Source organism: Burkholderia sp. BCC1640 (assembly GCF_902833125.1).
Lineage (GTDB): Bacteria > Pseudomonadota > Gammaproteobacteria > Burkholderiales > Burkholderiaceae > Burkholderia > Burkholderia diffusa.
Genome location: NZ_CADFEF010000001.1, coordinates 328,408 through 352,556, shown reverse-complemented (window position 1 = coordinate 352,556; position 24,149 = coordinate 328,408). Strand labels below are relative to the sequence as shown.

Sequence of the window (24,149 nt, the reverse complement as noted above, 5' to 3'; positions counted from 1 at the left end):
GCGCGCGGCACGCTGCCCGCGATCGCGCGGCAGCGCCCGCGCCTGACCGGCATCAGCGGGTCGCGAGGCTGTCGTGATTGTCGGGCTGCGGCGCCTTCTCGCCGGCATGCACCGAAATCCCGTGAAGCTCCTTGTTGCGCGCGACGATCTCGCCGGTCGGCGGGTACTGGGTCTTGCTCGTCGGCACCACGCCGTCGTGCTGCGCCTGCTTCAGTTCGTTGATGACTTCCGCGCGGGTCTTGCCCTGCATTTGTGTTTGCGTTTGCGCGAATGCGGCTTGCGTGGCGATGCCGAGCGACAGGGTCGCGGTGGCGAACAGGGCAGCGAGTTTTACCGTTTTCATGGAGCTCTCCTTGATGAGGCCGCCGGGTGGCGATCCATGGAGCCAGTATGCGAAAGCAGTCGAGCGTGACCGTGATCGGCAGATGAAAAATCCGTCAGATTGCGCGGCGGCGTATCCAACGTGCGGGCCCTGGCCGACATGACGTAATCGTCATGTTCGGGTCATGCGTGCGATGAACGGAAAGCGGAGCATGTCGCTTGCCGACGGCCGATGGTGTCGTCGGAATGCGCGCCGTTCGCCGCACCGGCATGGAAGGCGGCCGGCTTCGTTTTGACTTTCATTCCGGACCAAACAGTGGATCGTCCCGCCATTCGCCTGTCGTTGCTAGCGTTTCTGATTGCCCCGTTGGTCGCCGGTTGCGCTTCGTCCCGTCACGATGCAGGAACGGTCGGATCGTCCGCACCGAAGGCCGCGCGCAATGCGGTGCCCGCCGGCCTGACGCCCGGCGAGCAGATCGACTATGCGGGACATCGCTGCGGCAATCCGAACTTCCACGTGAAGACGCACCCGTGCCTGTTCCCGAAGCGCAACGTCACGCCTTGATCCGTCATACTGACGAAAAAAAAGCCCGGCACTCACAGTGTCCGGGCCGAACGCGTGATCGTGCCGTGCGACAGCGATCCGCTTGCGTGGATTGCAACGGGCATCGCCCGTCACGCATTCGATGGTAGCGACACGATGCATCGCGAACCTGATCGGAAGATGAAATTTTCGTCATGCGCGTGCTCGCGCGTTGCCGCTGCCCCGATCAGAAGCGATGGCGCAGCCCGAGATTGACGATCCCTTGCGTGCGCGTGCCGCCGTAGCCGTAGGATCCGATCGACGCCTGCGCCGTCTGCGTGCCGCCGTCGAGCGTGCGTTGCTCGCCGTTCGCGCGTTGCCACGCGCCGACCGCATAGAGATCGGTGCGTTTCGACAGCACGTAGTCCGCGCCGGCTGACACCTGATGGTAGGTCGCGCGCGTATCGCCGTGGGCTTTCGTGTAGCTGTAGCCGACGCCGACGAGCAGGCTCGCGCTCGCCTGATAGTTGAAGAAGCCGCGCACGGTATCGTATTTCTGCGTGTTGCGAAACGCCGACATCGCATCGGCCTTGTACTGCGCGTTGCTGTAGTCGATGCCGACCGCGAAGGGCGCGAAGCTGTAGCGCAACGCGCCGCGTGCAATGCCGATCGACTTCGCGGAGATGTAGCCGCCGTTGACCAGCGATCCGTCGAACGTGCCGTCGGAGGTGCCGTTCCAGCCGGTCCGGATACCGTCGGCAAGCGGCGACTTGTTGGCAGCGTAGTAATAGCCGCCCGCGACATCGATCGGGCCGTTGCTGTACGAAAGTCCGGCCGACCAGGTTTGTCCCGCGCTCGTCTTGCCGGCCACGCCGCCGAGCGCAACCATACCGACGAACTGGAACCCGGCGATCACGGGGGACGTGTACTTCACCGCGTTGTCGGTTCGCGACGACGTGTCGTAGTTGTCGACGTCGCCGGGCGTCGCATACACGCTGCCGAAGTAGAAATCGCCGGTAATCGGCCATGCGACATCGGCAAGCGCGTCGTACTGGCGGCCGATCGTCAGCGTGCCCCAGCGCAAGCTGTCGAGACCGACGAACGCTTGCCGGCCGAACATTCGGTTGCCTTGCCCGAGCGCGCCGGTATTCGGATTGAAGCCGTTCTCCAGCGTGAAGATCGCCTTCAGCCCGCCGCCGAGGTCTTCCGCGCCTTTCACGCCGAAGCGGTTCCCGAGCAGGTTGCCGTTGCCCAGGCCGACGAGATTCTTGCCGTCTGCATTGGCGTTCCATACATACGTCAGCGACGTATCGAACAGGCCGTAGAGGCTGACTTCCGACGCGTGAACCGCGTGGGCGGTCGTGAGCAGCGCACCGGACAGCATGACGAGCCGAGCTGGAGTGTTCATGTTGGGTCCCTGAGGTTCGAGTTGATCGTTTCGTGCGTCCGTCGATCGTGTCGCCGCGCGTTCCGCTTGCGGGCGACGAATATGGCGAACGTGCAAGCGATTCTGGGAACCGTTCGAATCGCGACGGTGAGGGACAAATGAGAAAAATGTCATCCGCGCGTCATGTGAGTCGCAGCATCTCGTCGATTTGCTTCGCACTGCGATTCAGGGCGGGGCGTGCGATGACGAAATCGTCATCCCGTGTTCATGATCGCGCACCGCCGCCGGATCAATCTTGGAACTCACGTTACCCATTCCGGACAAGGAGCGAAGCTCATGAACATTCGACGACCCCTGATTTCGATCGCCGTTGCCGCGCTGTCGATCGCCGCTTTCTCGCAGTCGGCCACCGCGCAGTCCAAGACTCGGCAGGAAGTGCGCCAGGAGCTGCTGCGCGCCCGTCACGACGGCGTGATCCCGAGTCCGAAGCACGACTATCCGCCGAGCCCGGCCACCATCGCCCGCAATCAGGAAATCCATCGCGCGACGGTGCATCGCGGCGAATCCGCGCCGGTCATCGATGCGCATGACAACGGCCTGGCAGTGCGTTGATTTTTTTTCGAGGAGGAACGGACGATGCGCAACATGATGAAAGCGATCGCACTGACTGCGTGCCTGACGGCGACAGCCGCGACGGCGGCCGGCTGGCCGGAGCGCGCGCTGTCGCATGCGCCGGAACACGACGTCGGCCGCCGCGCGAGCGAACGGATGCGCTGCGAATTCGCGGCCGTGCCGGCGGGGGCGTGGAGCGCGACGTTCACGCGCGGGCAATGCGAAGTCGGGAACGGGCGGCTCACGTTCCTGCCCGCCGAGGCGGGCGCCGTGCCGGCGCCGCTCGCCGAGCAGCAGATCATGCTTCGCGAGGTGCGTACCGCGTCGCATCAGTCGCGCAAATTGAAGGAGCAACTGCAACTGACCACGCGCGACGAAATGATCGCGCTGAACGTGCTGACCGACGACGGCAGCCGCAAGTCGCGCGAACACGCGATCGACCTGTGGGCCGCATTGCGCAACGAAGGCGTGACGCCTGTCAACGGCACACGCATCGTCGAGACGTATCCGACCGCCGCGACGACGTGGTGATGCTCGCGTTTCAGCCGGCCTTCACCGAACCTTCGATCAGGAAGAACACGATGAAGCCGATGAAGAACGCGGCGGTTGCAAATGGCGTCTCCGGCACTTCGTGCGCCTCGACCAGCAGTTCCTCGGTGACGAGGTAGAGCAGCGCGACCGTGCCGAGCCCGAGCAGCGCTGCGTAGAGATTCGCCGGCAGCCCCGCGAACACCGCATTGCCGACGACGGCCGCGATGCTCAGCAACGCGGCCAGCGCAACGGGCACGACGATCGCGAGCAGGCGGCCGACACCTGCCGAAGCCAGCGCCGCACTGACCGACAGCGCGAGGAACAGCACCTCGAGCGTCAGCGCGACGGTCAGGATGATGCCGCTTTCGTCGCTCGCGGAGAACGCGATGCCGAGGACGAGACCGTCGACGACGAGATCGATCGCGGTGACGATGATCATGCTGACCGGCAGCCGCGCGTCCTCGAAGCGCGTTTCGACCGCGCCGGACAGCGCGCGGATCGCGAGCATCAGCGCGAGGCCGAGCACGAAGCCGACGACGACCGGAAACAGCGCGTGCGCGCGATCCTGCGGCAGCAGTTCGAGCGCGGCCGCCGCGAACACGATGCCGCCGGTGAAATGCTGGATGACGCTCGACGTTTTCGGGCCCGGTGCGCGCCATGCGGCGGCGAGGGCGCCGAAGCAAGCCGCCAGCAGCGGCGGTAACGTGAGCAGCGCGAGCTTCGCGGTCGGTGTCATGTGGGCCTCGGCGGTGGAGCATCAACCGGGGATTGAACACCTTGAAGCCGCTTCAAGGTCAAGACATTCGAAGCGGGCGTGTCGGCACGCCCGCTTCGGGTCACAGCTGCGCGAGCGCCTGGTCGAGATCGGCGAGCAGGTCGTCGATGTGCTCGATGCCGATCGACAGCCGCACCGTTTCCTCCTTCACGCCGGCCTTCGCGAGTTCGGCCGGCGACAGTTGGCGGTGCGTCGTCGAGGCCGGATGCGTCGCGAGCGATTTGGTGTCGCCGATGTTGACGAGCCGCGTGAACAGCTTCAGCGCGTCCTGGAACTTCGCGCCGCCGTCGCGGCCGCCCTTCACGCCGAACGTCAGGATGCCGGGCGCGCGGCCCGACAGGTAGCGCGCGACGAGCGGATGATCCGGGTGATCGGGCAGCCCTGCGTAGTTCACCCACTCGACGTGTTCGTGGCGCGCGAGATGCTGCGCGATTTTCAGCGCGTTGTCGCTGATGCGCTCGACGCGCAGCGCGAGCGTCTCGATGCCCTGCAGGATCTGGAACGCGTTGAACGGCGAGATCGCCGCGCCCATGTTGCGCAGCGGCACGACCCGCGCGCGCCCGATATAGGCGGCCGGCCCGAATGCTTCGGTGTACACGACGCCGTGATAGCTGACGTCGGGCTCGTTGAGCCGCTTGAAGCGGTCCGCGTGCTGCGCCCACGGGAACTTGCCCGAATCGACGATCGCGCCGCCGAGGCTCGTGCCGTGGCCGCCGAGATACTTCGTCAGCGAGTGCACGACGATATCCGCGCCGTGTTCGAACGGGCGAAGCAGATACGGCGACGGCACCGTGTTGTCGACGATCAGCGGGATCCCGTGACGATGCGCGACTTCCGCGAGCGCGGCGATGTCGGTCACGTTGCCGAGCGGATTGCCGACCGATTCCGCGAAGATCGCCTTCGTGCGTGCGTCGATCAGCGGCTCGAACGACGCCGGGTCGCGCGGATCGGCGAAGCGCGTCGTGATGCCGTATTGCGGCAGCGTATGCGCGAACAGGTTGTAGGTGCCGCCGTACAGCGAACTGGCGGACACGATGTTGTCGCCGGCTTCGGCGATCGTCTGGATCGCGTACGTGACGGCCGCCTGGCCCGACGCCAGCGCGAGCGCGCCGATGCCGCCCTCGAGCGCGGCGATCCGCTGCTCGAGCACGTCCGTCGTCGGGTTCATGATTCGCGTGTAGATGTTGCCCTGGACCTTCAGGTCGAACAGGTCCGCGCCGTGCTGCGTGTCGTCGAATGCGTACGCAACGGTCTGGTAGATCGGCACCGCGACCGCGCGCGTGGTCGGGTCGGGGCGATAGCCGCCGTGCACGGCGATGGTTTCGAGTCGCCAGTTCGAAGTGGCCTGATCGGTCATGGGTGCTCCGTCTGTTGTTGTCATGGTCGAGCGATTATAGGAGCAGGTGCGCTGCCGCCTTTAGAACGAATGGTTGGTTGCTTATGGGGCCGCCGCGCTTGCGGCGAGCGACGCGGCCGGGCTGCCCGCGATCAACGTCGCGCCGAACCAGGGCAAGCTGATGCAACTGCTGGCGACGATTCGCGGCGCACGGAGCATTCTCGAAGTCGGCACGCTCGGCGGCTGGGACGGGTTTTCGATCTCGATCGTCGGCGCGTGACGTGACGGCGATGCGTCAGCGCGATCGTCGGCGGGCCGCGCGATACGGTCGCGGCCATTGACTTTCATTGCGCGCGCCGCGCTATCCTTTCACGCAGACCACCTGACGCAGCGTGTGCACCACTTCGACGAGGCTGCGCTGCGCCGCCATCACCGCGTCGATGTCCTTATAGGCCATCGGGATCTCGTCGATGACACCCGCGTCCTTCCGGCATTCGACACCGCGCGTCGCGCTCAACTGGTCGTCGACCGTGAAGCGGCGCTTCGCCTCGGTTCGGCTCATCGAGCGTCCGGCGCCGTGGCTGCACGAACAGAAACTCTCCGGATTGCCGAGCCCGCGCACGATGAAGCTCTTCGCGCCCATCGAGCCCGGAATGATCCCGAGCTGCCCCTTCTGCGCGGACACCGCGCCCTTGCGGGTCACGAGCACGTCCTCGCCGAAGTGACGTTCGCGCTGCACGTAGTTGTGGTGGCAGTTCACCGCGTGCTCGTCGAGCGCGAACGGTTTCGCGATCACGCCGCGCGCCGCGCCGATCACCGCATCCATCATCGCCTGCCGGTTGCGGCGCGCGTAGTCCTGCGCCCAGCCGACCGCTTCGACGTAATCGTCGAAGTGGCGGCTGCCCTCGGTGAAATACGCCAGATTGCGATCCGGCAGGTTCGCGATGTGCTGCCGCATGTCGGCCTGCGCGAGCTCGATGAACAGGCTGCCGATCGCGTTGCCGACGCCGCGCGAGCCGCTGTGCAGCATGAACCACACGCTTCCGGCCTCGTCGATGCACACCTCGATGAAATGGTTGCCCGTGCCGAGCGTACCCAGATGCGCACGGTGATTCGTCTTCTCCAGCTTCGGATACTTGTCGACGATCCGCTGAAAGCCCGGCAGCAGCGACTTCCAAGACTCGGTCACGGCAGGCGGCATGCGATCGCCCCATGCTCCGGGATCGCGGCGCCCCGGCACGCGGCCGTGCGGCACCGCGCGTTCGATCGCGCCGCGCAGCCCGCCGAGCGAGTCCGGCAGGTCTGCTGCCGTGAGCGTCGTGCGCGCCGCCATCATCCCGCAGCCGATATCGACGCCGACCGCGGCCGGAATGATCGCGCCTTTCGTCGGAATCACGCTGCCGATCGTCGAGCCCTTGCCGAGGTGGACGTCCGGCATCACCGCGACGTGCCTGAAGATGAACGGCATCTGCGCGGTGTTGCGCAACTGCGCGCGCGCATCGTCCTCGACCGCGACGCCTTGCGTCCACATCTTCACCGGTTTGCCGTTCGACAATTCCATCACCTGGAATTCGTCGCTACTCATTTGCTTCACCCTTCATTCCACTATTCGCGTCCGGCGCGGCATTCATCCGCTCACGCGTGGCAGATTGCAATGATCTCCGCGCTGGCCGCGTCGTCGAACGGCGCGCCGTGCCAGTCGCCGCACCATTCCGCCGACGTGAAGCCGGCGGCCGCCACGCGCGCCCGCAGGTCGGGCTGCGCGATGAAGCGCAGCCGGCTCGCGTTCTTCATCCGCGTATTGTCGCGCTGAAAGTGGTAGACCGTGTCGAACGACACGATCGGGCCCTCGACCGCGGTGACCGCATGGTGCAGCTCGACGCTGCCGAACTCGGGCGAATCGATGCGGGACGCGGACGCCTGCGGCGTCCAGTCACGCCACGGCTCGATACGCGGGTTGCGGGTGTCGAACAGGAAGCGGCCGCCGTCGGCCAGCACGCGCCGCACGCCGCGCAGCGTCGCGTCGATGTCCGCGTCGGTCAGCAGGCACTGGAATGCGTGTCCGGTCATCACGACGGCATCGAACGGCGCGCCGGGCGGCAGGCCGCCGAGATCGCACGCGAGCCAGCCGACCGCGCCGGCGCCAGGCTGGTGTCGCGCATGGTCGATCATCGCGGGCGCGGGATCGATCGCGACGACGTCGTGCCCGGCCGCCGCAAGCCGGCGCGCGAACGTGCCGGTGCCGCAGCCGAGATCGAGAATCCGTTGCCGCGTGGCGCCGATGCGCGATGCGTAGAACGCGAAGTCGCGATCGCCTGCGTTGAACCGGTCGTAGACCGCGACGAGGCGCGGGTCGGTATAGAGGATTTCGCCGGCGGTTGCCGCGTCGGACGTCATGCGAAACGCGCGCGTCAGCGTTGCTGGACCGCGACGCGCAGCCCGAGCGCGATGAAGATCGAACCGATGATCTTCCCCTGCCAGCGCGTGAGCCACGCAAGCCGCTTCACGAGGCGGCCGAGCGGGCGGATCGAGCACGCGATCAGCGTCGTGTAGAGCGAGCTGAGCACGACGAAGATCAGCCCGAGCACCGCGAACTGCACGAACGTCGAGCCGCGTTCCGGATGCACGAATTGCGGCATGAACGCGAGGAAGAACAGCGCGGTCTTCGGGTTCAGCACTTCGGCGGGAATCGCCTGCAGGTACGCCTTCAACGGTGTGACGGGCGACACTTTCGGCAGCGACGGATCGGACGGCCTGTCGAGCAGCGCACGCACGCCGAGGTAGATCAGGTACGCGGCGCCGACCAGCTTCACGACGTTGAACGCGAGCGCCGACGTCATCAGCAGCGCCGACAGCCCGACCGCCGCGAACAGCGTGTGCACGAAGTCGCCGCTTGCGACGCCGAGCCCGGTCAGGATGCCGGTCTTGCGGCCGCCCTGCACGGTGCGGCTCAGCACGAGCAGCACGGCGGGGCCGGGAATCAGGAACAGACCCAGGACGACAGCGGTGAAGGTGGTCAGCGTGGTCAGGTCGAACATGGCGGCTCCGGCAAGGTTGGCGCAGCGGCGGGGGATGACGCGGCGGCGCAAATATTCCGATCGTTCAGCGGTCGATTCGCCAGAATATCAGCGTTTCGGGCACCGATGCTTGCGCCGCCCACCGGCCTTCAGTCGCCCAGCTCCCCCGCCAGAAAATCCACGAACGCCCGTATCCGCGCGGACATCTGATGCCGCTGCGCATACACCGCATAGATGTCCGCGCTCGGCGTCTCGTAATCCGGCAGCACGACGACGAGGCGCCCGTCCGCAAGATAGTCGCGGATATCCCATTCGGCGCGCATCAGGATCCCGTGCGCGGGAGCCGTGCGGCCGTAGAGACACTCGGGCGCACGGGCCGGCGTTCATACCGCGCCCGATACGAAGACGACGAGCCGCATGGAACGCGCGTGCAGAAACCTGTTTGTAATATCGAAATGATTAGAAAAATTGTTCGATAGCGCGCCCTAAAGAAACATCAAGCCCCGCCGTTACCCTTTCTCGGTAGCGCACCAAAGTATTACCAAGCCGCACGACAACTGCCGGCAGGCGTTCCGCTGTCTGGACGCGCCGCAATCATGTTCATGTCGATCACGGGAACCCACGGCTTCCAGTGCTCGATCCCGTACGTGCCGCGAGCGGCCGGTTACAGCTTCATCGCCTGCGGTCAGGTCATCAAACAATAAGCGTACGGCCGACTCGCACGCAGCACCTGGACGCGCCACGTGCGACGGCCCGGCGAAAACGTTCCGTCAACAACAAAAAGCCACACACCTCATGAAGAACTCATCCAAAGCCACCCTGTTCGCTTGCGGCCTGCTCGTGACGCTGCTTTCCGGCTGCGTCACGTTGCCGAACACCGACATGAAACCCGAAGCACGTCAGAAGCTGCATTCGATCGCGATCCTCGAGGTCAACGAGCCGAAGCGTGTCGCGGTCGTCAATCTCGGCGGCGCGGCGGGCGGGTTCGGCCTGATCGGCGCGCTCGCGCAAGCCGCCGTCAATGCGAGCCATTCGAGCACCTACACGGATCACGTGGCGGCCGGCAAGATCGTGTTCGCACCGGACATCGTGGACGGCGTCACCGGCCGCCTCACCAGCAACGGCTATCAGGTCGTGAAGCTGGACGGCCAGAAAGTGAAGCTCAGCGACGACGGCAAGTCGGACGACTACTCCGCGATCCAGACCGACGCGGATGCCGTCATGAACGTCTGGTTCACGTCGTTCGGCTATATCTCGCCGCCGACCGAGCCCGATTACATTCCGTGGGTGGTCGTCCGCGCGCGCATTCTCGACGCGAAGACGAAGCAGGACATCTATTACAAGACGTTCGCATGCGGCTACGACATCAAGTCGAACAGCGTCCACATCGACAGCGATTTCGCTTATACGTACGGCAGCTTCAGCGATCTCGAGAAGAATTTCGACAAGTCGGTGGAAGGGATCAAGTCGTGCGAGAAGTCGGTCGTGGACACGATCGGTCAGGATCTGGCCCGCACGCCGGCGCCGGCGACTGCTTCCACGACGATGACGACGACCGCGACCGCGACCGCGACCGGGACGGCCACGGCATCGAAATGACCATGACGCGACGGCAGGATCGTCGCGATGCGTGTTCGCGATCCGGCCGTGCTTGAAGGGGGGAGGGAAGGAAGTGCTGCACGCAGCCGGGCGGTGTTCATGCCGCCCGGCTGCTCACGAAAACGGCTTGCTTACTCGCCGCTGTCGCTCTTGATCTGCGGCAGCGCCGAAGCCTCGCCCGGCGTCAGCAGGCCGACTTGCGAATACACGCGCAGCTTGTCGCGCGTATCGGTGATGTCGAGGTTGCGCATCGTCAGCTGGCCGATCCGGTCGCGCGGCGAGAACGTCGATGCCACCTTCTCCATCGACAGGCGTTCCGGCTGATACGTGAGGTTCGGCGACTTCGTGCTCAGGATCGAGTAGTCGTTGCCGCGGCGCAGTTCGATCTTCACTTCGCCGGTGATCGCGCGCGCGACCCAGCGCTGTGCCGTTTCGCGCAGCATGATCGCCTGCGGGTCGAACCAGCGGCCCTGGTACAGCAGGCGGCCGAGACGGCGGCCGTTCTCGCGGTACTGCTCGATCGTGTCTTCGTTGTGGATGCCGGTGACGAGACGCTCGTACGCGATGTACAGCAGCGCGAGGCCCGGGGCTTCATAGATGCCGCGGCTCTTCGCCTCGATGATGCGGTTCTCGATCTGGTCGCTCATGCCGAGGCCGTGGCGGCCGCCGATGCGGTTCGCCTCGAGCAGCAGCTCGACCTGGTCCTTGAACTCGACGCCGTTCAGCGCGACCGGCTGGCCCGCTTCGAAGCGCACCGTCACTTCCTCGGCGGCGATCTTCACGTCGTCGCGCCAGAACGCGACGCCCATGATCGGGTTCACGATCTTGATGCCGCTTTCGAGGCTTTCCAGATCCTTCGCCTCGTGCGTCGCGCCGAGCAGGTTCGAGTCGGTCGAATACGCCTTCTCGGCCGACATCTTGTATGCGAAGCCGGCCTGGTTCATGAATTCGGACATTTCGGCACGGCCGCCGAGTTCGTCGATGAACGTCTGGTCGAGCCACGGCTTGTAGATCTTCAGATCCGGGTTCACGAGCAGGCCGTAGCGGTAGAAGCGCTCGATGTCGTTGCCCTTGTACGTGCTGCCGTCGCCCCAGATGTTGACGCCGTCTTCCTTCATCGCGGCGACGAGCATCGTGCCCGTCACGGCGCGGCCGATCGGCGTCGTGTTGAAATACGTGACGCCGGCCGTCGTGATGTGGAACGCGCCGCTTTGCAGCGCGGCGATGCCTTCGGCGACGAGCTGCGCGCGGCAGTCGATCAGGCGGGCGCCGGCTGCGCCGTATTCGATCGCGCGTTTCGGGATCGCGTCGTAATCGTCTTCGTCGGGCTGGCCGAGGTTCGCCGTATATGCGTACGGGACGGCGCCCTTCAGTTTCATCCAGTGCAGCGCGGCGCTGGTGTCCAGGCCGCCGGAGAAGGCGATACCGACCTTCTGGCCGGTCGGGAGGCTTTCGAGAATCGTGCTCATAGGAATTACCGTGGATTGAAGCCGGTGGGATCGTATTTCGCGGAATATGCGAGTATCGGCTGTCCGGGAAGTTGGGGCAAGACCTGATTTTCGCGCCAATACGTCGTCGGGCCTGTCGCGGCGGGCCCGGCGGGCGGTTAACCGGCCGGAGAATCCGGCGGGAACCGGCCGCGGGCGGCTGTCGAAACCGGCGGAAACGCGGCGGCGCGCAGGCCCGGTTTCCGGGGCCGGATCGGCCGACGGGCACGGTCGCCGTGGACGGGATGCCGGTCCGTCTTCATGAAAGATATTTGAAAGTATTGCCGACGTTTCTCGCCATCCGCCGGTCTTCAGATATTCCACGCCTGCGCGGTATCGAGCAGTTTCTCGCGCAACTGATCCACTTCGCCGGCCAGCTTGGCCGTGATCGACACGTAGCCCGACAACTGCGGCGGAGGCAGGTCGTGCGGCGGCTCGGCCGGCCGGCGGCGGGCCGCGAGCCGGCTCGGCGTGCCGAACTTGAGCGCGCGGCTCGCGCCGACGAGCGTATCGCGGATGCGCCGGTTCACGGCCTTCATGTCGCTGCGCATGTATTCGCGGGCAGCCAGGTCGTCGCGGGCCGGGACCATGCTCGACAGGATCTCCAGGTAGCCGATGCACAGGCGCAGGCTGCGCTGGATCGCCTCGAGGTGCGTGACCGAGATCTCGCATTCCTTCGACACCGACGGCATCAGCGAACGCAGCTGCACCAGCAGCGCGCTCAGCGCGGCCATTTCCTTCAGGTGCGCGTCGTCGCTCACGTGGCGGTCGCCCGCGAGGCGCGTATGCACGGCCGCGCACGCGCGCAGCGCGTCGGCGAGCTTGTAGCGCCACGAGTAGGTCGCGTAGAGCGGCAGCGCGAACGAGAACGCCAGCGCGATCGCGATGCCGGCCAGCACGTTCACCGCGCGCCACAGGCCGTCGACGATCTCGTTGTCGCCGTGCCCGGCGACGATCACCATCGTGATCGCCGACAGCAGCGCGATGTAGCCGGCCTTGCCGATCGCGTGATAGGCGCAGACCCCGCACGCGATCGCCATCAGCAGGTAGATCGCGAGCGGCGCGTGCAGGACGGAGTAGAGCAGGATCAACCCGAGCCCCGCGAGCGCGCCGATCGACGTGCCGAGCGCGCGTTCGGCCGCCTTCTTGCGGATGTTGCCGTGGTGCTGCAGCCCGCCGACGACGATCAGCACGGTGATCGTCGACCATTCGCCGTGCGGCACGCGCAGCCCGGTGGACAACGCGATCGACACGAGGATCGCGAGCGCGACGCGCGCCGCATGGATCAGCTTCGCGTGCCGGTAGCGGCGGTAAGGGTCCAGCAGGGGACGGAGGGCGTGGCGCAGGAGCGGCGGCAGTCGGGCAGGGAGCTGGGCGGTCATGACGGTGCGGGGGTGGCCGGCGGGGTGGCCGGAATACGCGCGGGCGGCCAGCGCGGGCCGGCGCCGCGCCGCACGCGCAGCTGACGTAACGCTAGCCGAACGCGCGCGGGCTGTCCACGGCGGCGCGGCGCGGGTGCCCCGGCGGCGGCCGCGTTACGCGTCGGCCGTGCTTGCCTCGGCGTGCGACACGCGATTGCGTCCGCCGGACTTCGCGCGGTACAGCGCCTCGTCGGCCTGCCGCAGCAGCGTCGCGGCGTTGACGCGCCCGCCTGTGGCGGTCGCGGCGCCGATGCTCGCCGTCACGTGCCCGTACGGGCTGCGGCCGTGCGCGATGTCGAGCCCGGCGATCGCGCGGCGGATCCCTTCGGCGACGGTCGCCGCGCCCCGCGCATCGGTGTCGGGCAGCGTGACGACGAATTCCTCGCCGCCGTAGCGCGCGACGTGGTCGCTGTCGCGCCGCAGGCAGTGCGACGCCGATTGCGCGACGCGGCGCAGCACGTCGTCGCCGGCGAGGTGGCCGTAATAGTCGTTGAACGCCTTGAAATGATCGACGTCGACGAACAGCACCGACAGCGGGCGGCCGCTGCGCGACGCGCGCTGCGCTTCCTTCGCGAGCACCGTGTCGAACGTGCCGCGGTTGTCGAGCCCGGTCAGTGAATCGGTGTGCGCGAGCCGGTACAGCTTCGACTCGGCGATCTGCCGGCGCCTGAGTTCGCGCGACAGCGCGAGCGAGCCCCACGCGATGAACACGGTAAACAGGCCCATCAGCACGGCGGTCCAGATCGTGCGATGGCGCCACGACGCGTAGATGTCGATCTCGGCGGGCGCGACGTCGACGATCAGCGGCAGATTCGCGAGATGCTTGTAAACATAGATGCGCCGCACGCCGTCGATCGCGCCGACGCCGGTCAGCGCGCCTTCGCTGCTGCGCTGCGCCTCGATGAAGAGCGGGGAGTCGTGAAGGTCGAGGCCGACCACGCGCGCATCGAACGGCAGGCGGGATACGAGCACGCCGTTGTCCTCGACGATCGCCGCGCTGCCGTGCTTGCCGACCGCGAGACCGTCGAGCAGCGCGCGGAAGTAGTCGATGCTGAGCGTGCCGACGACGATCCCGCCGAAGCGGCCGTCGGCCAGCGTGATCCGTCGGCTGAGCGCAATTGTCAGCGCACCGCCGCGCAGGCGGGACGCATAGGGCCGGCTGATGTAGAGGCCCTGTGCGAGCCGGTCGCGATGCACGGCGAAATATTCGCGGTCGGCGAAATTGCCTTGCCGCGGCGGCGATGCGGCCGAATCGATCACGATATTGCCGTGCGGATCCATCACGAAAATGGCGCCGAGATACGCGCCGCTCGCGGCTCGGTCGAACAGCAGCCGGTGACGCTGGTGCGGCGGCAATGCCATCAGTTCCGGATCGGCGAGGCCGTCGACGACGTTTTGCAGCGACAGATCATACAGTTCGATATTGCGGGAAATATCGCGCTCGATCAGCAGCATCAGGTTGCGCGCATTTTCGACCGCATGGTCGTATGCGTCGTGGCGTGCCTCGATTAAAAGCGACGTCGAGAGCCCCCAACTGAACAGCAGCAGCACGATGCCCGCGACGAGCACGCCGCGGGGCGACAGAATGCGTGCCACGGCCGACGCGGTATGACCGCGCAGCTTGGCGAGCGGCGTGTGTGGCTTCATCCTCGGGGGCGGGGGGCGGAAATTTGCGTCGTCGACGATTCCGCGCACTGATTAATTCGCATTAATCGGGATTATCTCGCGAATTCCCGAATTTCGTCGCGCGATGCAAAACATGCATGCATCGTTCACGATTTGGAGCGATTACATGTCATTACCGTGAACCAGGTGCCCAAACTGATTTGAATCAATTCACGGGTGGCCGATATTTTGTCTGATTATTGGCGATGAATGCCGTTCGATTTGTCGGTTTAATACAGGATCCGACGATTGCGCCGGCGCGATTACACATTGCACGGTGCGCCATCGCGGATGGCCACCGAATGGCACGACCTGTGCCGCGCCACCCGCGGCCGTGCCGCCGTCTCGTCGCCGCGCCGCATCCAACTTGTTGATTCTGCTGCGTCTGCGTGCGGAGGCGGGGCGGCCGGCGCTCAGCTGTCCGCGCGGCGAATCAGGTAGAATCCGCGCTTCGCCGCAGGCGCCCGGCGCGCAACGCGTATCGGGGCCGCATCGAATGCATCGCCGCAGGCGGCGCGCCGCGCCCCGATCCCGCATGCGCCGGCTCCGGATGCCGGCCCGCTCAACGTTCGTCTCGTTTATGTCCGCAATTCCGAATTCCGACCAACCCGGTTCGTCCGCGAACCCACCCAAGCTTCATCGCGCGCTGAAGGCGCGCCATCTGACGATGATCGCCATCGGCGGCTCGATCGGCACGGGCCTGTTCGTCGCGTCCGGCGCGTCGATCTCGCAAGCCGGCCCCGGCGGCGCGATGGTCGCGTACATGCTGATCGGCCTGATGGTCTACTTCCTGATGACGAGCCTCGGCGAAATGGCCGCGTTCATGCCGGTGTCGGGCTCGTTCGCGACTTACGGCGCGAAATACGTCGACGAAGGCTTCGGCTTCGCGCTCGGCTGGAACTACTGGTACAACTGGGCCGTGACGATCGCGGTCGAACTCGTCGCCGCGCAGCTCGTGATGCACTACTGGTTCCCGGACGTGCCGGGCGTCTGGTGGAGCGCCGCGTTCCTCGGCGTGATGTTCCTGCTCAACGCGCTGACCGTGCGCGGCTTCGGGGAAGCCGAATACTGGTTCGCGCTGATCAAGGTCGTCACCGTGGTTGCGTTCATCGGCGTCGGCCTGCTGATGATCTTCGGCATTCTGAAAGGCGCGCCGGGCAACGGCTGGGGCAACCTGACGATCGGCGACGCGCCGTTCGCGGGCGGCCTGCCGGCGCTGATGGGCGTCGCGATGATCGCCGGCTTCTCGTTCCAGGGCACCGAGCTGATCGGCGTCGCGGCCGGCGAATCGGAGAACCCGCGCACGACGATCCCGCGCGCGGTGCGTCAGGTGTTCTGGCGCATCCTGCTGTTCTACGTGCTGGCGATCTTCGTGATCGGCGTGCTGATTCCCTATACCGATCCGAACCTGCTGAAGAGCGACGTGACCGACATCGGCGTAAGTCCGTTCACGCTCGTGTTCCGCCACGCGGGCCTCGCGTTCGCGGCCGGCGTGATGAACGCGGTGATCCTGACGGCCGTGCTGTCGGCCGGCAACTCGGGCATGTACGCGTCGACGCGGATGCTCTACAACCTCGCGACGGAAGGCCGCGCGCCGAAGCTGTTCGCGAAGCTGTCGCCGGGCGGCGTGCCGCGCAACGCGCTGTATGCGACGACCGCCGTCGGCGCGCTGTGCTTCTTCACGTCGTTGTACGGCGACAAGACGGTGTACCTGTGGCTGCTCAACACGTCGGGGATGACGGGTTTCATCGCGTGGCTCGGCATCGCGATCAGCCACTACCGGTTCCGCAAGGGCTACGTGACGCAAGGCTACGCGCTCGACCAGCTGCCGTACCAGTCGAAGTGGTTTCCGTTCGGCCCGCTGTTTGCATTCGTCCTGTGTCTCGTGATCGCGCTCGGCCAGGACTATCAGGCGTTCCTCGCGAACCGGATCGACTGGGCGGGCGTGGCCGCGACCTACGTCGGCATTCCGCTGTTCCTCGTCGTGTGGCTCGGCTACCGGTTCCTGAACAAGAGCCGCTTCGTGCGCTACGAGGACATGGAGATCGCACCGTGGGTCGCCGCGAACCGCGGCGCGCAGCTGCAGCGCGTGGAGAACCGCGAAACCGTGGGCTGATGCCGGCGCGGCATGCGGCCGCGCGATGGCGCAACGAAACGGGAAGCCGCGCGCTTCCCGTTTTTTTTGTCCGCTTTTCCCTGCACGGGGTCAAAGCCGGTTATATTGCCCGACCCTACCGGGCCACGGCCCGGCCTGCGCGACGAGCGCGGCGCGGATCGGGCATCCGGCGCGCGCCTGTCGCGGCGGCCGGCGGCGCCCGGCGTTTTCATCGCTCCGCCGCGGCCGGCACGGCCTGCGGAGCGCGCAACCCAGAGGAATCCATGAGCGCATCACCCGCCGAGCGGAAGGCCGGACCCGTTTCCATCGTGCGAATCGAAGCCGCGATCAACGCGTGGCGCGAAGTGTATCCGCCGGCGCCGGACGGCGAGGACGGCTACGCGCTCGATGCCGGCAGCAACTGCCTGGCCGAGCTGTACGGCGCGATGATCTGCTATCGGCTGCCGGACGTGCCGCTCGACTCGCTGAGCGACGCGCAGCGCGATGCGCTGTACGCGACCGAGGCGTGACGCGCGGTCGAGACGCCGCCGCGACGCGGCGTCGATGAAGCAACGGGAAGCCTGACGGCTTCCCGTTTTGCTTTGCGCGGTGCCGGACGCCAGGGCGGCACCGCGCTGCTCGCGCCGGTATCGGCGCGGGCTGAGGTATCGTCATGGCATCGGGATCAGGCGATCACGGGACGACCGGCGCGGCACGCATGCGCGCGGGGCCGAATGAACGTCCGTTGCCGGTCCGGGAGGGATCGAACATGGAGTTGAGACACCTCCGCTACTTCGTCGCGGTTGCCGAGGAGCGGAATTTCACGCGCGCGGCCGAGCGCCTGCACATCGCGCAGCCGCCGCTCAGCCGGCAGATCCAGCAGCTCGAGGAGGCGCTCGGCGTGCCGCTGTTCGAGCGCAACGCGCGGCCGTTGAAGCTGACCGACGCGGGGCGGTTCTTCTATTCGCACGCCGTGCAGCTGCTCGCGCAGACCACCGAACTCGAATCGATGACGAAGCGCGTCGGCAAGATCGAGCGCAGCATGTCGGTCGGGTTCGTCGGCTCGACGCTGTACGGGATGTTGCCGAAGATCATCCGGCGCTTTCGCAGCGAATATCCGGCCGTCGAGCTGAGCCTGCACGAGATGTCGACGATGGATCAGATCAAGGCGCTGAAGGAAGGGCGCATCGACGTCGGGTTCGGGCGCATCCGCCACGAGGATCCGAGCGTGCGGCGCGTCGTGCTGCGCGAGGAGCGGATGATCGTCGCGCTGCCGGTCGGTCACGTGCTCGACGGCGCGAAGCCCGTGCTGTCGCTGCACGATCTCGTGAACGACACGCTGATCATCTTCCCGAAGGCGCCGCGGCCGAGCTACGCGGACCAGGTGCTCGCCGCCTTTCACGATCGCGCGTTGCAGCCGCGCAAGATCTACGAGACGCGCGAACTGCAGATCGCGCTCGGACTCGTTGCGATGGGCGAGGGCGTGTCGGTCGTGCCGCACAGCGTGTACGGCCTGAAGCGCGACGACATCAGCTACAAGCCGCTCGACGATCCGAACCTCGTGTCGCCGATCATCATGAGCATGCGGATGCTCGACGAATCGGAGGACATCCGCGCGATGCAGGCGCTGATCTACCGGCTGTACGACGAGTCGCAGATGGAGTATCTGCCGCCGCAGCCCGAATGAGCGTGCGGGCGGTGGGGGCTTGCTTGACGCCGCGCGCGTCGCCGGGCCACCATCGTCGGCATTCGATGCGGCCCGCCCGCGTGCGGCCGCCTTCATGCAGACGACGACACACATGACTGACATCGTGACCGAGGAGACCTGGGTCGAGACGCCGCAAGGGCGTCTCTTCGCGAAGCGCTGGCGCGGTGTGCCCGCGCAGGCACCGGCCGCGCCTGAGCCGGTCGCGCCTGAGCCGGCCGCACCGATCGTGCTGCTGCACGATTCGCTCGGCTGTGTCGAGCTTTGGCGCGACTTCCCCGCGCAACTCGCGCGCGCTACGCGCCGCGACGTGATCGCATATGACCGGCTGGGCTTCGGCCGGTCCGATCGTCATCCGGGGCAACTCGGCATGACGTTCGTGCGCGACGAGGCCGACCACGGATTCCATGCACTGCTCGAGCGGTTCGGCATCGACGCGTTCGTGGCGTTCGGGCACAGCGTCGGCGGCGGGATGGCCGTCGGCTGCGCGGCCGCGTATCCCGCGCGTTGCCGCGCACTGGTGACGGTCTCCGCGCAGGCGTTCGTCGAGGATCGCACGCGCGACGGCATTCGCGAGGCGGCGCAGCAGTTCGACGCGCCCGGCCAGCTCGACCGGCTCGCGCGTTATCACGGCGACAAGGCCGAATGGGTGCTGCGTGCGTGGGTCGATACGTGGCTGTCGCCGGCGTTTCGCGACTGGTGTCTCGACGACGACCTGCCGCGCGTGCGTTGCGCGACGCTCGCGATTCACGGCGAGCAGGACGAATACGGGTCCGACGTGCATCCGAAACGGATCGCCGCGCGCGTCGCAGGGCCGTCGTCGTTTCTACTGCTCGATCGATGCGGACACATGCCGCATCGCGAGCGGACCGACGACGTTCTCGCGGCCGTGGCGACGTTCCTGCGCGACGCGCTCGCCTGAACGCCAGCGCGCCGGCGTGCGATGCGGCCGGCGGGCCGAGCCCGCCGGGGCTCAGAACGACAGCTGGATTGCGAGGTCGATCGCGAGAATCGCGATCGAGCAGCCGATGCCGAGAACCACGTTCGGCAGCCGGTGTTCGAAGTCGCGATTGTCGCGGCGCATCGCGGCACCGAGCAGGAAGATCGCCTCGACGACGATCTGCAGTCCGACGAACAGCAGCATCAGCAGATATTCGTAACCCATCTGCTTGTACGCGGCGAATTGCATCCCGTGATCGCGGATCCATTGGCCGACGCGCAGCAGTTCGTAGACGAACAGCAAGGCGGGAAACAGGTAGCTGATGAAATACGTCGGCGCGGTGGCGTGCCGTAGTTCGAGGTGGAAGTGCTGATGCGTGGTAGCCATCAAGAAGCCCTCCTTGCAACGCATGATTGCGGTCGCGACGGCGGCGCGACGACGTGCGGACTAAGGGATTGCCCGAGGCATCGTGCGCGGTCGTACGACACCAGCATACTGCCGCGCGGGAAATTTGGCATCCCGTCCGTGCGATCGTTGTAAAAACCCCTCCGCATCATGCGATGCGTTCAACGGTCGTCGCGCGCGGTGCGCGTTCGACGCGGACGCACGTTCCTGACCGGGCGGCGCCTGCGCGACCGCTCACGCTTTCGCGTGCACGCCTTCGACGAACAGCTTCGCGACCGACTGGAATTCCCGCTTCAGCGACAGCCCCGGCACGGTCAGCCAGCGCAGCATCGCCGCGAGATAGAGGTGATGAAACCACGTGGCGAGCTGGTCGGCCGCCAGCGCCGGGTTCAGTTCGCCCGCCTGCTGTCCGGCCGCGATCAGTTGCTGCCACACGAGCGCGATGTCGCCGCCGCCGTCCTTCCCGCTTTCCGCTTCCACCACGCCGATGCTCAGGAACCGATGCCGCAGGTATGCGAGCAGATACACCGGATGCTGTTCGCACCATGCGGCCGACGCGTCGAGCACGCAGGCGATCCGCGATGCGAAGGTCCGCCGTCGCGCGACGTCACGCTGCAGGTGCGCGAGGTCGCGCGCGAGTTCGCCTTCGAGCCAGTGCGCGAGCACGGCCTCCTTCGTCGGAAAGTGGTTGTACAGCGTACGTTTCGCGACATCGGCCTGTGCGGCGATCTGTTCCATCGTCACGGCATCGTAGCCGTGCGCATCGAACAGGCGTGCGCCGGTGTCGGCGAGATGCGCGAGCATCTGGATGCGCTTGCGTGCGCGGCGGCCCGGATCGTCGGTCGTCGTCGGCATGGTTCGGTATCGACTTAAAGTGCACGAATTGCATTAGTATACGACGTGCATTTTTATGAATCCACTCGCCTGCATCGTGCAGGAGGAGCCACGCATGAAGCTCGTCATCGCCACCTACGGCACCGAAGGCGACACGCGCCCGCTCGCGGCGCTCGGCCGCGCGCTGCTGGATGCCGGCCATGAGGTCCGGTTGCTGGCCGACGCCGCGACGCTCGGTTCGGCCGCCGCGCTCGGCGTGCCTTGCGCGCCGCTGTCCGGCGACATCCGCGCGGCGATCGCGCCGGATGGCGCGTTGTCCGACGCGGTGCGCGGGCGCGGCGGTTTCAACGACACGTCGAAGGCGCTCGCCGCGATCGCGAATACGAATACGGCGGCATGGATGCGCGAAGTCGCGGTCGCGTCGGCCGGTTGCGATGCGATCCTGGTGTCGGGGCTGGCGTCGTTCGTCGGGCTGTCGATCGCCGAGTATCGCGGCGTGCCGGCGATCGGCACGGGGATGATCCCGATCACGCCGACCGCGGCGTTCGCGTCGCCGTTTCTGCCGCCCGGCAAGGTGCCGCGCTGGCTGAATCGCGCGAGCCACAGGTTCGTGAACGCGCTGCTGTGGCACGCGTTCAGGAAGGCGACCAATGCGGCGCGCGCCAGCGTGTGCGGACTGCCGCCGCGCCGGCGCGTATGGACCGATCATCCGATGCTGTACGGCGTGTCGCCCGCGCTGCTGGCCGATCCGGCCGACTGGCCGTCGCATGTGCTGGCATGCGGTCAGTGGCGCGTCGACGCGCCGGCGTGGACGCCGCCGCCCGCGCTGTCGAGCTTCCTCGATGCGGGCGATCGCCCCGTGTATATCGGCTTCGGCAGCATGGCCGGGTTCGACCGGGGCGCGATGGTCGACGCGCTGCTGCAGGCGCTCGACGGCCGGCGCGCGCTGTTCCATCCGGGCTGGAGCGGCATCGATGCGTCGATGCTGCCGGCGCACGTGTGCGTGATCGGCGAGACGCCGCACGACTGGTTGTTTCCGCATGTATCGATGGCGATCCATCACGGCGGATCGGGTACCACGCATTCGGCCGCGCGGGCGGGGATTCCGTCGGTCGTCCTGCCGTTCGCGGGCGATCAGTTCTTCTGGGCGAGCCGGCTGCAACGCCTCGGTGTGGCCGATGGGCCGGTGGCGGGGCGGCGTGTGGACGCCGCGGCGCTCGCACGCGCGATCGCGTTCGCGGCACGAGCCGACACGCAAGCGCGTGCCGCCGAACTCGGTGCGCGGATCGCGCGGGAAGACGGGGTGCGGCTGGCGGTCGGCGCGATCGAGCGCTGGGGGCGCCCCGGCGTGCGCTGAACGCGTCCGCCGCGCGTCAGAAATGTCCGGTGAACCGGTAGCGGCTGCCCGGATGCCACAGATTGGCCACCGACGCGACCATCCCTTGCGACCACGTGCGCCGATGCAGCAGCAGGCACGGCTCGCGTTCGTCCGTCGTCAGGTGGCGGCGCGTTGCCGCATCGGGCATCGCGGCCTCGATGCGGTATTCGACCCGCTGCAGCGGCGCGACGCGCGTCAGGTACTGGTTCGGCGTCGTCGTCGTGAAGTCCTGCAACGCGTATTCGGGCGCGCAGGCCGGGTTGACCCAGCGCTCCTCGAGCTGCACGGGCGTGTCGTTCTCGAAGTGCAGCACGCGCGAATGGAAGATCGGGCTGCCGGTGTCGAGCTGCAGCTCGTCGGCGAGCTTCGCGTCGGCGACGGCCGCGCCGACCTCCAGCACCTGCGCACGATACGCATGGCCGCGCGCGGCGACTTCATCCGAGATGCTGCGGATCGCGACCAGCGTCGATTCGTATTTCGGCGACGCGACGTACGTGCCCGAGCCGCGCGTGCGCGTGAGCACCTGTTCGGCCGTCAGCTCGCGCAGCGCGCGGTTGACCGTCATCCGCGCGACGTTGAATTCGCGCGCGAGCTCGTTCTCCGACGGCACCTGGTCGCCTTCCGCCCACTCGCCCGCATGAATGCGCGCGAGGATGAAGTCCTTGATTTCCTGATAGATCGGTGTGGTCATTGCATTGCTGTTCAAGAGACGGCGGCCGCGTGCCGTCGCAGGCCGGCCTTCGTGCGGTGTCCGGGCGGAGTGTACCGGGTTCGACGCGGTGCGGGCCCGACTGTGGGCCCGGGATTCGGGTAATTCCGGCCTGCATCCGGCGCGCCGGTCGAGGGGGCCGCGAGGGCCATACCGACCGCGGCCGCCGCGTCGGCGAGCTCGATAGACGGAAAAGTATAGACAAATGCGGGCGCGCCGACGACGCACGGAATCCACACAGAAAGCTGGATTTCATCTGCATGTAATCTGTAGCGAATTGAAATATAAGGGAAATTCGCTCATGGAAACAATCAACCGACAATTAGAGATAAACACGGATTGCTGGCAGTGACCTGAAAAAGGCAAAGTTGTATGTACAACTTCGAGAGTCACCGGACAGGCGGCTCCCGGGTTGGAAGGGTTCGCGGCGGCGACGCCGACGGGATCCGTGCCCAGTTCGCCTAAGACAGGAACGCCATGAAGAAACTCGCGCTCAGTATTGCCCTTGCCTGCCTCGCGGTCGGTGCCCACGCCAAGGATTGGTCGACGATCCGGTTCGGCGTCGACGCCAGCTATCCGCCGTTCGAATCGAAGGACGCAAGCGGCAAGGTCGTCGGCTTCGACGTCGATCTCGGCAACGAGATCTGCGCACGGCTGAAGGCGAAATGCGTGTGGATCGAGAACGACTTCGACGGGATGATCCCGGCGCTGAAGGCGAAGAAGTTCGACGGCGTGCTGTCGTCGATGTCGATGACGCCGGCGCGCGCCGAGCAGATCGCATTCTCCGACAAGTTGTTCAACACGCCGACGCGCCTGGTCGCGAAGAAAGGCGCGAACCTGCAGCCGACGGCCGAATCGCTGAAGGGCAAGTCGGTCGGCGTCGAGCAGGGCACGATTCAGGAGACCTACGCGAAGGCCTACTGGGCGCCGAAGGGCGTGCAGGTCGTGCCTTACCAGAACCAGGACGGCGTGTACCAGGACCTGATGTCCGGCCGCCTCGACGCCGCGCTGCAGGACGCGGTGCAGGCCGACCTCGGCTTCCTGAAGACGCCGCGCGGCGCGAACTTCGAATTCGCCGGCAAGGACATCGACGATCCGAAGACGCTCGGCAACGGCGCGGGCATCGGGATGCGCAAGGACGACGCCGACCTGAAGGCGAAAATCGACCACGCGATCGCCGACATGATCAAGGACGGCACGTACAAGAAGCTCGAGAAGAAGTACTTCGCATTCGACGTCTACGGCGGCTGATCGTCCATGCGGCGCGCGTCGGCTGTGGCGCGCGCCGCGTCGGTTGCCGCGTGCAACCCGCTTCGCATGATGCGTCCGGCTTGATGAGCAAGTCGCATCAGGTAGTGCGCAGATATCGTTTGATGCGCGGTTAATGGCTATTGACAATCCAGCCACTT

The 24,149-nt window shown here is 66.6% G+C and carries 23 protein-coding genes and 2 pseudogenes; 11 read left to right on the top strand and 14 right to left on the bottom strand.

Going from position 1 to position 24,149, the window contains the following annotated elements:
• Nucleotides 1–52: 52 nt before the first annotated feature.
• Nucleotides 53–343 (bottom strand): DUF4148 domain-containing protein, encoded by a 291-nt coding sequence (locus HWX25_RS01635; RefSeq protein ID WP_175906678.1) that lies wholly within the window; start codon nt 341–343, stop codon nt 53–55.
• A gap of 294 nt (nt 344–637) precedes the next feature.
• On the opposite strand from HWX25_RS01635, the gene HWX25_RS01630 reads away from it, so the two are divergent.
• On the top strand, nt 638–886 hold the full coding sequence (locus tag HWX25_RS01630; protein ID WP_244135208.1) for a hypothetical protein: 249 nt from the start codon (nt 638–640) through the stop codon (nt 884–886).
• A 205-nt stretch (nt 887–1,091) separates the two neighbouring features.
• Here the strand turns inward: HWX25_RS01630 and HWX25_RS01625 are convergent, their stop codons facing one another.
• Complete coding sequence (locus tag HWX25_RS01625; RefSeq protein ID WP_175906676.1) at nt 1,092–2,252, bottom strand: porin; 1,161 nt, start codon at nt 2,250–2,252, stop codon at nt 1,092–1,094.
• 315 nt (nt 2,253–2,567) lie between these two features.
• On the opposite strand from HWX25_RS01625, the gene HWX25_RS01620 reads away from it, so the two are divergent.
• Together HWX25_RS01620 and HWX25_RS01615 are read left to right on the top strand one after the other, a co-directional pair.
• Nucleotides 2,568–2,843 carry a DUF4148 domain-containing protein gene (locus HWX25_RS01620; RefSeq protein WP_175906880.1) on the top strand — a complete coding sequence of 92 codons (276 nt, stop codon included), beginning with the start codon at nt 2,568–2,570 and terminating at the stop codon, nt 2,841–2,843.
• A gap of 33 nt (nt 2,844–2,876) precedes the next feature.
• A complete protein-coding gene (locus HWX25_RS01615; RefSeq protein ID WP_244135209.1) occupies nt 2,877–3,374 on the top strand; it encodes a hypothetical protein in 498 nt (165 codons plus the stop codon).
• 10 nt (nt 3,375–3,384) lie between these two features.
• On the opposite strand, the gene HWX25_RS01610 is transcribed toward HWX25_RS01615, so the two are convergent.
• Complete coding sequence (locus HWX25_RS01610) at nt 3,385–4,110, bottom strand: hypothetical protein (RefSeq protein ID WP_175906674.1); 726 nt, start codon at nt 4,108–4,110, stop codon at nt 3,385–3,387.
• 100 nt (nt 4,111–4,210) lie between these two features.
• Nucleotides 4,211–5,506, bottom strand: a complete 1,296-nt coding sequence (locus tag HWX25_RS01605; RefSeq protein WP_175906673.1) for an aminotransferase class I/II-fold pyridoxal phosphate-dependent enzyme — start codon at nt 5,504–5,506, stop codon at nt 4,211–4,213.
• A gap of 91 nt (nt 5,507–5,597) precedes the next feature.
• Here HWX25_RS01605 and HWX25_RS01600 point away from each other — a divergent pair.
• A pseudogene (locus HWX25_RS01600) lies at nt 5,598–5,732 on the top strand (methyltransferase); the annotation flags it as partial.
• Nucleotides 5,733–5,846: 114 nt separating this feature from the next.
• Here HWX25_RS01600 and HWX25_RS01595 read toward each other — a convergent pair.
• From HWX25_RS01595 to HWX25_RS01580, 4 genes and pseudogenes are all read right to left on the bottom strand, one after another.
• On the bottom strand, nt 5,847–7,070 hold the full coding sequence (locus tag HWX25_RS01595) for an RtcB family protein (protein ID WP_175906671.1): 1,224 nt from the start codon (nt 7,068–7,070) through the stop codon (nt 5,847–5,849).
• Nucleotides 7,071–7,120: 50 nt separating this feature from the next.
• Nucleotides 7,121–7,882 carry a class I SAM-dependent methyltransferase gene (locus HWX25_RS01590; RefSeq protein ID WP_175906669.1) on the bottom strand — a complete coding sequence of 254 codons (762 nt, stop codon included), beginning with the start codon at nt 7,880–7,882 and terminating at the stop codon, nt 7,121–7,123.
• A 14-nt stretch (nt 7,883–7,896) separates the two neighbouring features.
• Nucleotides 7,897–8,523, bottom strand: a complete 627-nt coding sequence (locus HWX25_RS01585; RefSeq protein ID WP_059531846.1) for a LysE family translocator — start codon at nt 8,521–8,523, stop codon at nt 7,897–7,899.
• A gap of 128 nt (nt 8,524–8,651) precedes the next feature.
• Nucleotides 8,652–8,837: pseudogene (locus HWX25_RS01580) on the bottom strand (LysR substrate-binding domain-containing protein); the annotation flags it as partial.
• A gap of 460 nt (nt 8,838–9,297) precedes the next feature.
• Here HWX25_RS01580 and HWX25_RS01575 point away from each other — a divergent pair.
• Nucleotides 9,298–10,101 carry a hypothetical protein gene (locus HWX25_RS01575; RefSeq protein ID WP_175906667.1) on the top strand — a complete coding sequence of 268 codons (804 nt, stop codon included), beginning with the start codon at nt 9,298–9,300 and terminating at the stop codon, nt 10,099–10,101.
• A 131-nt stretch (nt 10,102–10,232) separates the two neighbouring features.
• On the opposite strand, the gene argG is transcribed toward HWX25_RS01575, so the two are convergent.
• The 3 genes from argG to HWX25_RS01560 form a co-directional block, all read right to left on the bottom strand.
• A complete protein-coding gene (argG, locus tag HWX25_RS01570; protein WP_059531840.1) occupies nt 10,233–11,570 on the bottom strand; it encodes an argininosuccinate synthase in 1,338 nt (445 codons plus the stop codon).
• 329 nt (nt 11,571–11,899) lie between these two features.
• Complete coding sequence (locus HWX25_RS01565) at nt 11,900–12,970, bottom strand: FUSC family protein (protein WP_059818683.1); 1,071 nt, start codon at nt 12,968–12,970, stop codon at nt 11,900–11,902.
• A 153-nt stretch (nt 12,971–13,123) separates the two neighbouring features.
• A complete protein-coding gene (locus HWX25_RS01560; RefSeq protein WP_175906665.1) occupies nt 13,124–14,656 on the bottom strand; it encodes a sensor domain-containing diguanylate cyclase in 1,533 nt (510 codons plus the stop codon).
• Nucleotides 14,657–15,254: 598 nt separating this feature from the next.
• Between HWX25_RS01560 and HWX25_RS01555 the strand changes: the two genes are divergently transcribed.
• From HWX25_RS01555 to HWX25_RS01540, 4 genes are all read left to right on the top strand, one after another.
• The gene (locus tag HWX25_RS01555) at nt 15,255–16,790 is read left to right on the top strand and encodes an amino acid permease (protein WP_175906664.1); all 1,536 of its coding nucleotides are present in this window, start codon (nt 15,255–15,257) and stop codon (nt 16,788–16,790) included.
• 263 nt (nt 16,791–17,053) lie between these two features.
• A complete protein-coding gene (locus tag HWX25_RS01550; RefSeq protein ID WP_006761486.1) occupies nt 17,054–17,299 on the top strand; it encodes a DUF3717 domain-containing protein in 246 nt (81 codons plus the stop codon).
• 239 nt (nt 17,300–17,538) lie between these two features.
• Entirely contained in the window at nt 17,539–18,456 is a 918-nt protein-coding gene (locus HWX25_RS01545) for a LysR family transcriptional regulator (protein WP_059448822.1), read from the top strand.
• Between the two features lie 112 nt (nt 18,457–18,568).
• Nucleotides 18,569–19,396, top strand: a complete 828-nt coding sequence (locus HWX25_RS01540) for an alpha/beta hydrolase (RefSeq protein WP_175906662.1) — start codon at nt 18,569–18,571, stop codon at nt 19,394–19,396.
• A 51-nt stretch (nt 19,397–19,447) separates the two neighbouring features.
• Here the strand turns inward: HWX25_RS01540 and HWX25_RS01535 are convergent, their stop codons facing one another.
• A complete protein-coding gene (locus HWX25_RS01535; RefSeq protein ID WP_059531827.1) occupies nt 19,448–19,801 on the bottom strand; it encodes a hypothetical protein in 354 nt (117 codons plus the stop codon).
• Between the two features lie 252 nt (nt 19,802–20,053).
• Nucleotides 20,054–20,674, bottom strand: a complete 621-nt coding sequence (locus HWX25_RS01530) for a TetR/AcrR family transcriptional regulator (protein ID WP_175906660.1) — start codon at nt 20,672–20,674, stop codon at nt 20,054–20,056.
• Between the two features lie 94 nt (nt 20,675–20,768).
• Between HWX25_RS01530 and HWX25_RS01525 the strand changes: the two genes are divergently transcribed.
• Nucleotides 20,769–22,010 (top strand): glycosyltransferase, encoded by a 1,242-nt coding sequence (locus HWX25_RS01525; RefSeq protein WP_175906657.1) that lies wholly within the window; start codon nt 20,769–20,771, stop codon nt 22,008–22,010.
• A 16-nt stretch (nt 22,011–22,026) separates the two neighbouring features.
• Here the strand turns inward: HWX25_RS01525 and hutC are convergent, their stop codons facing one another.
• Nucleotides 22,027–22,722, bottom strand: a complete 696-nt coding sequence (hutC, locus tag HWX25_RS01520; protein ID WP_059466626.1) for a histidine utilization repressor — start codon at nt 22,720–22,722, stop codon at nt 22,027–22,029.
• 495 nt (nt 22,723–23,217) lie between these two features.
• Between hutC and HWX25_RS01515 the strand changes: the two genes are divergently transcribed.
• The gene (locus HWX25_RS01515) at nt 23,218–23,991 is read left to right on the top strand and encodes an ABC transporter substrate-binding protein (RefSeq protein ID WP_059531821.1); all 774 of its coding nucleotides are present in this window, start codon (nt 23,218–23,220) and stop codon (nt 23,989–23,991) included.
• Nucleotides 23,992–24,149 lie beyond the last annotated feature (158 nt).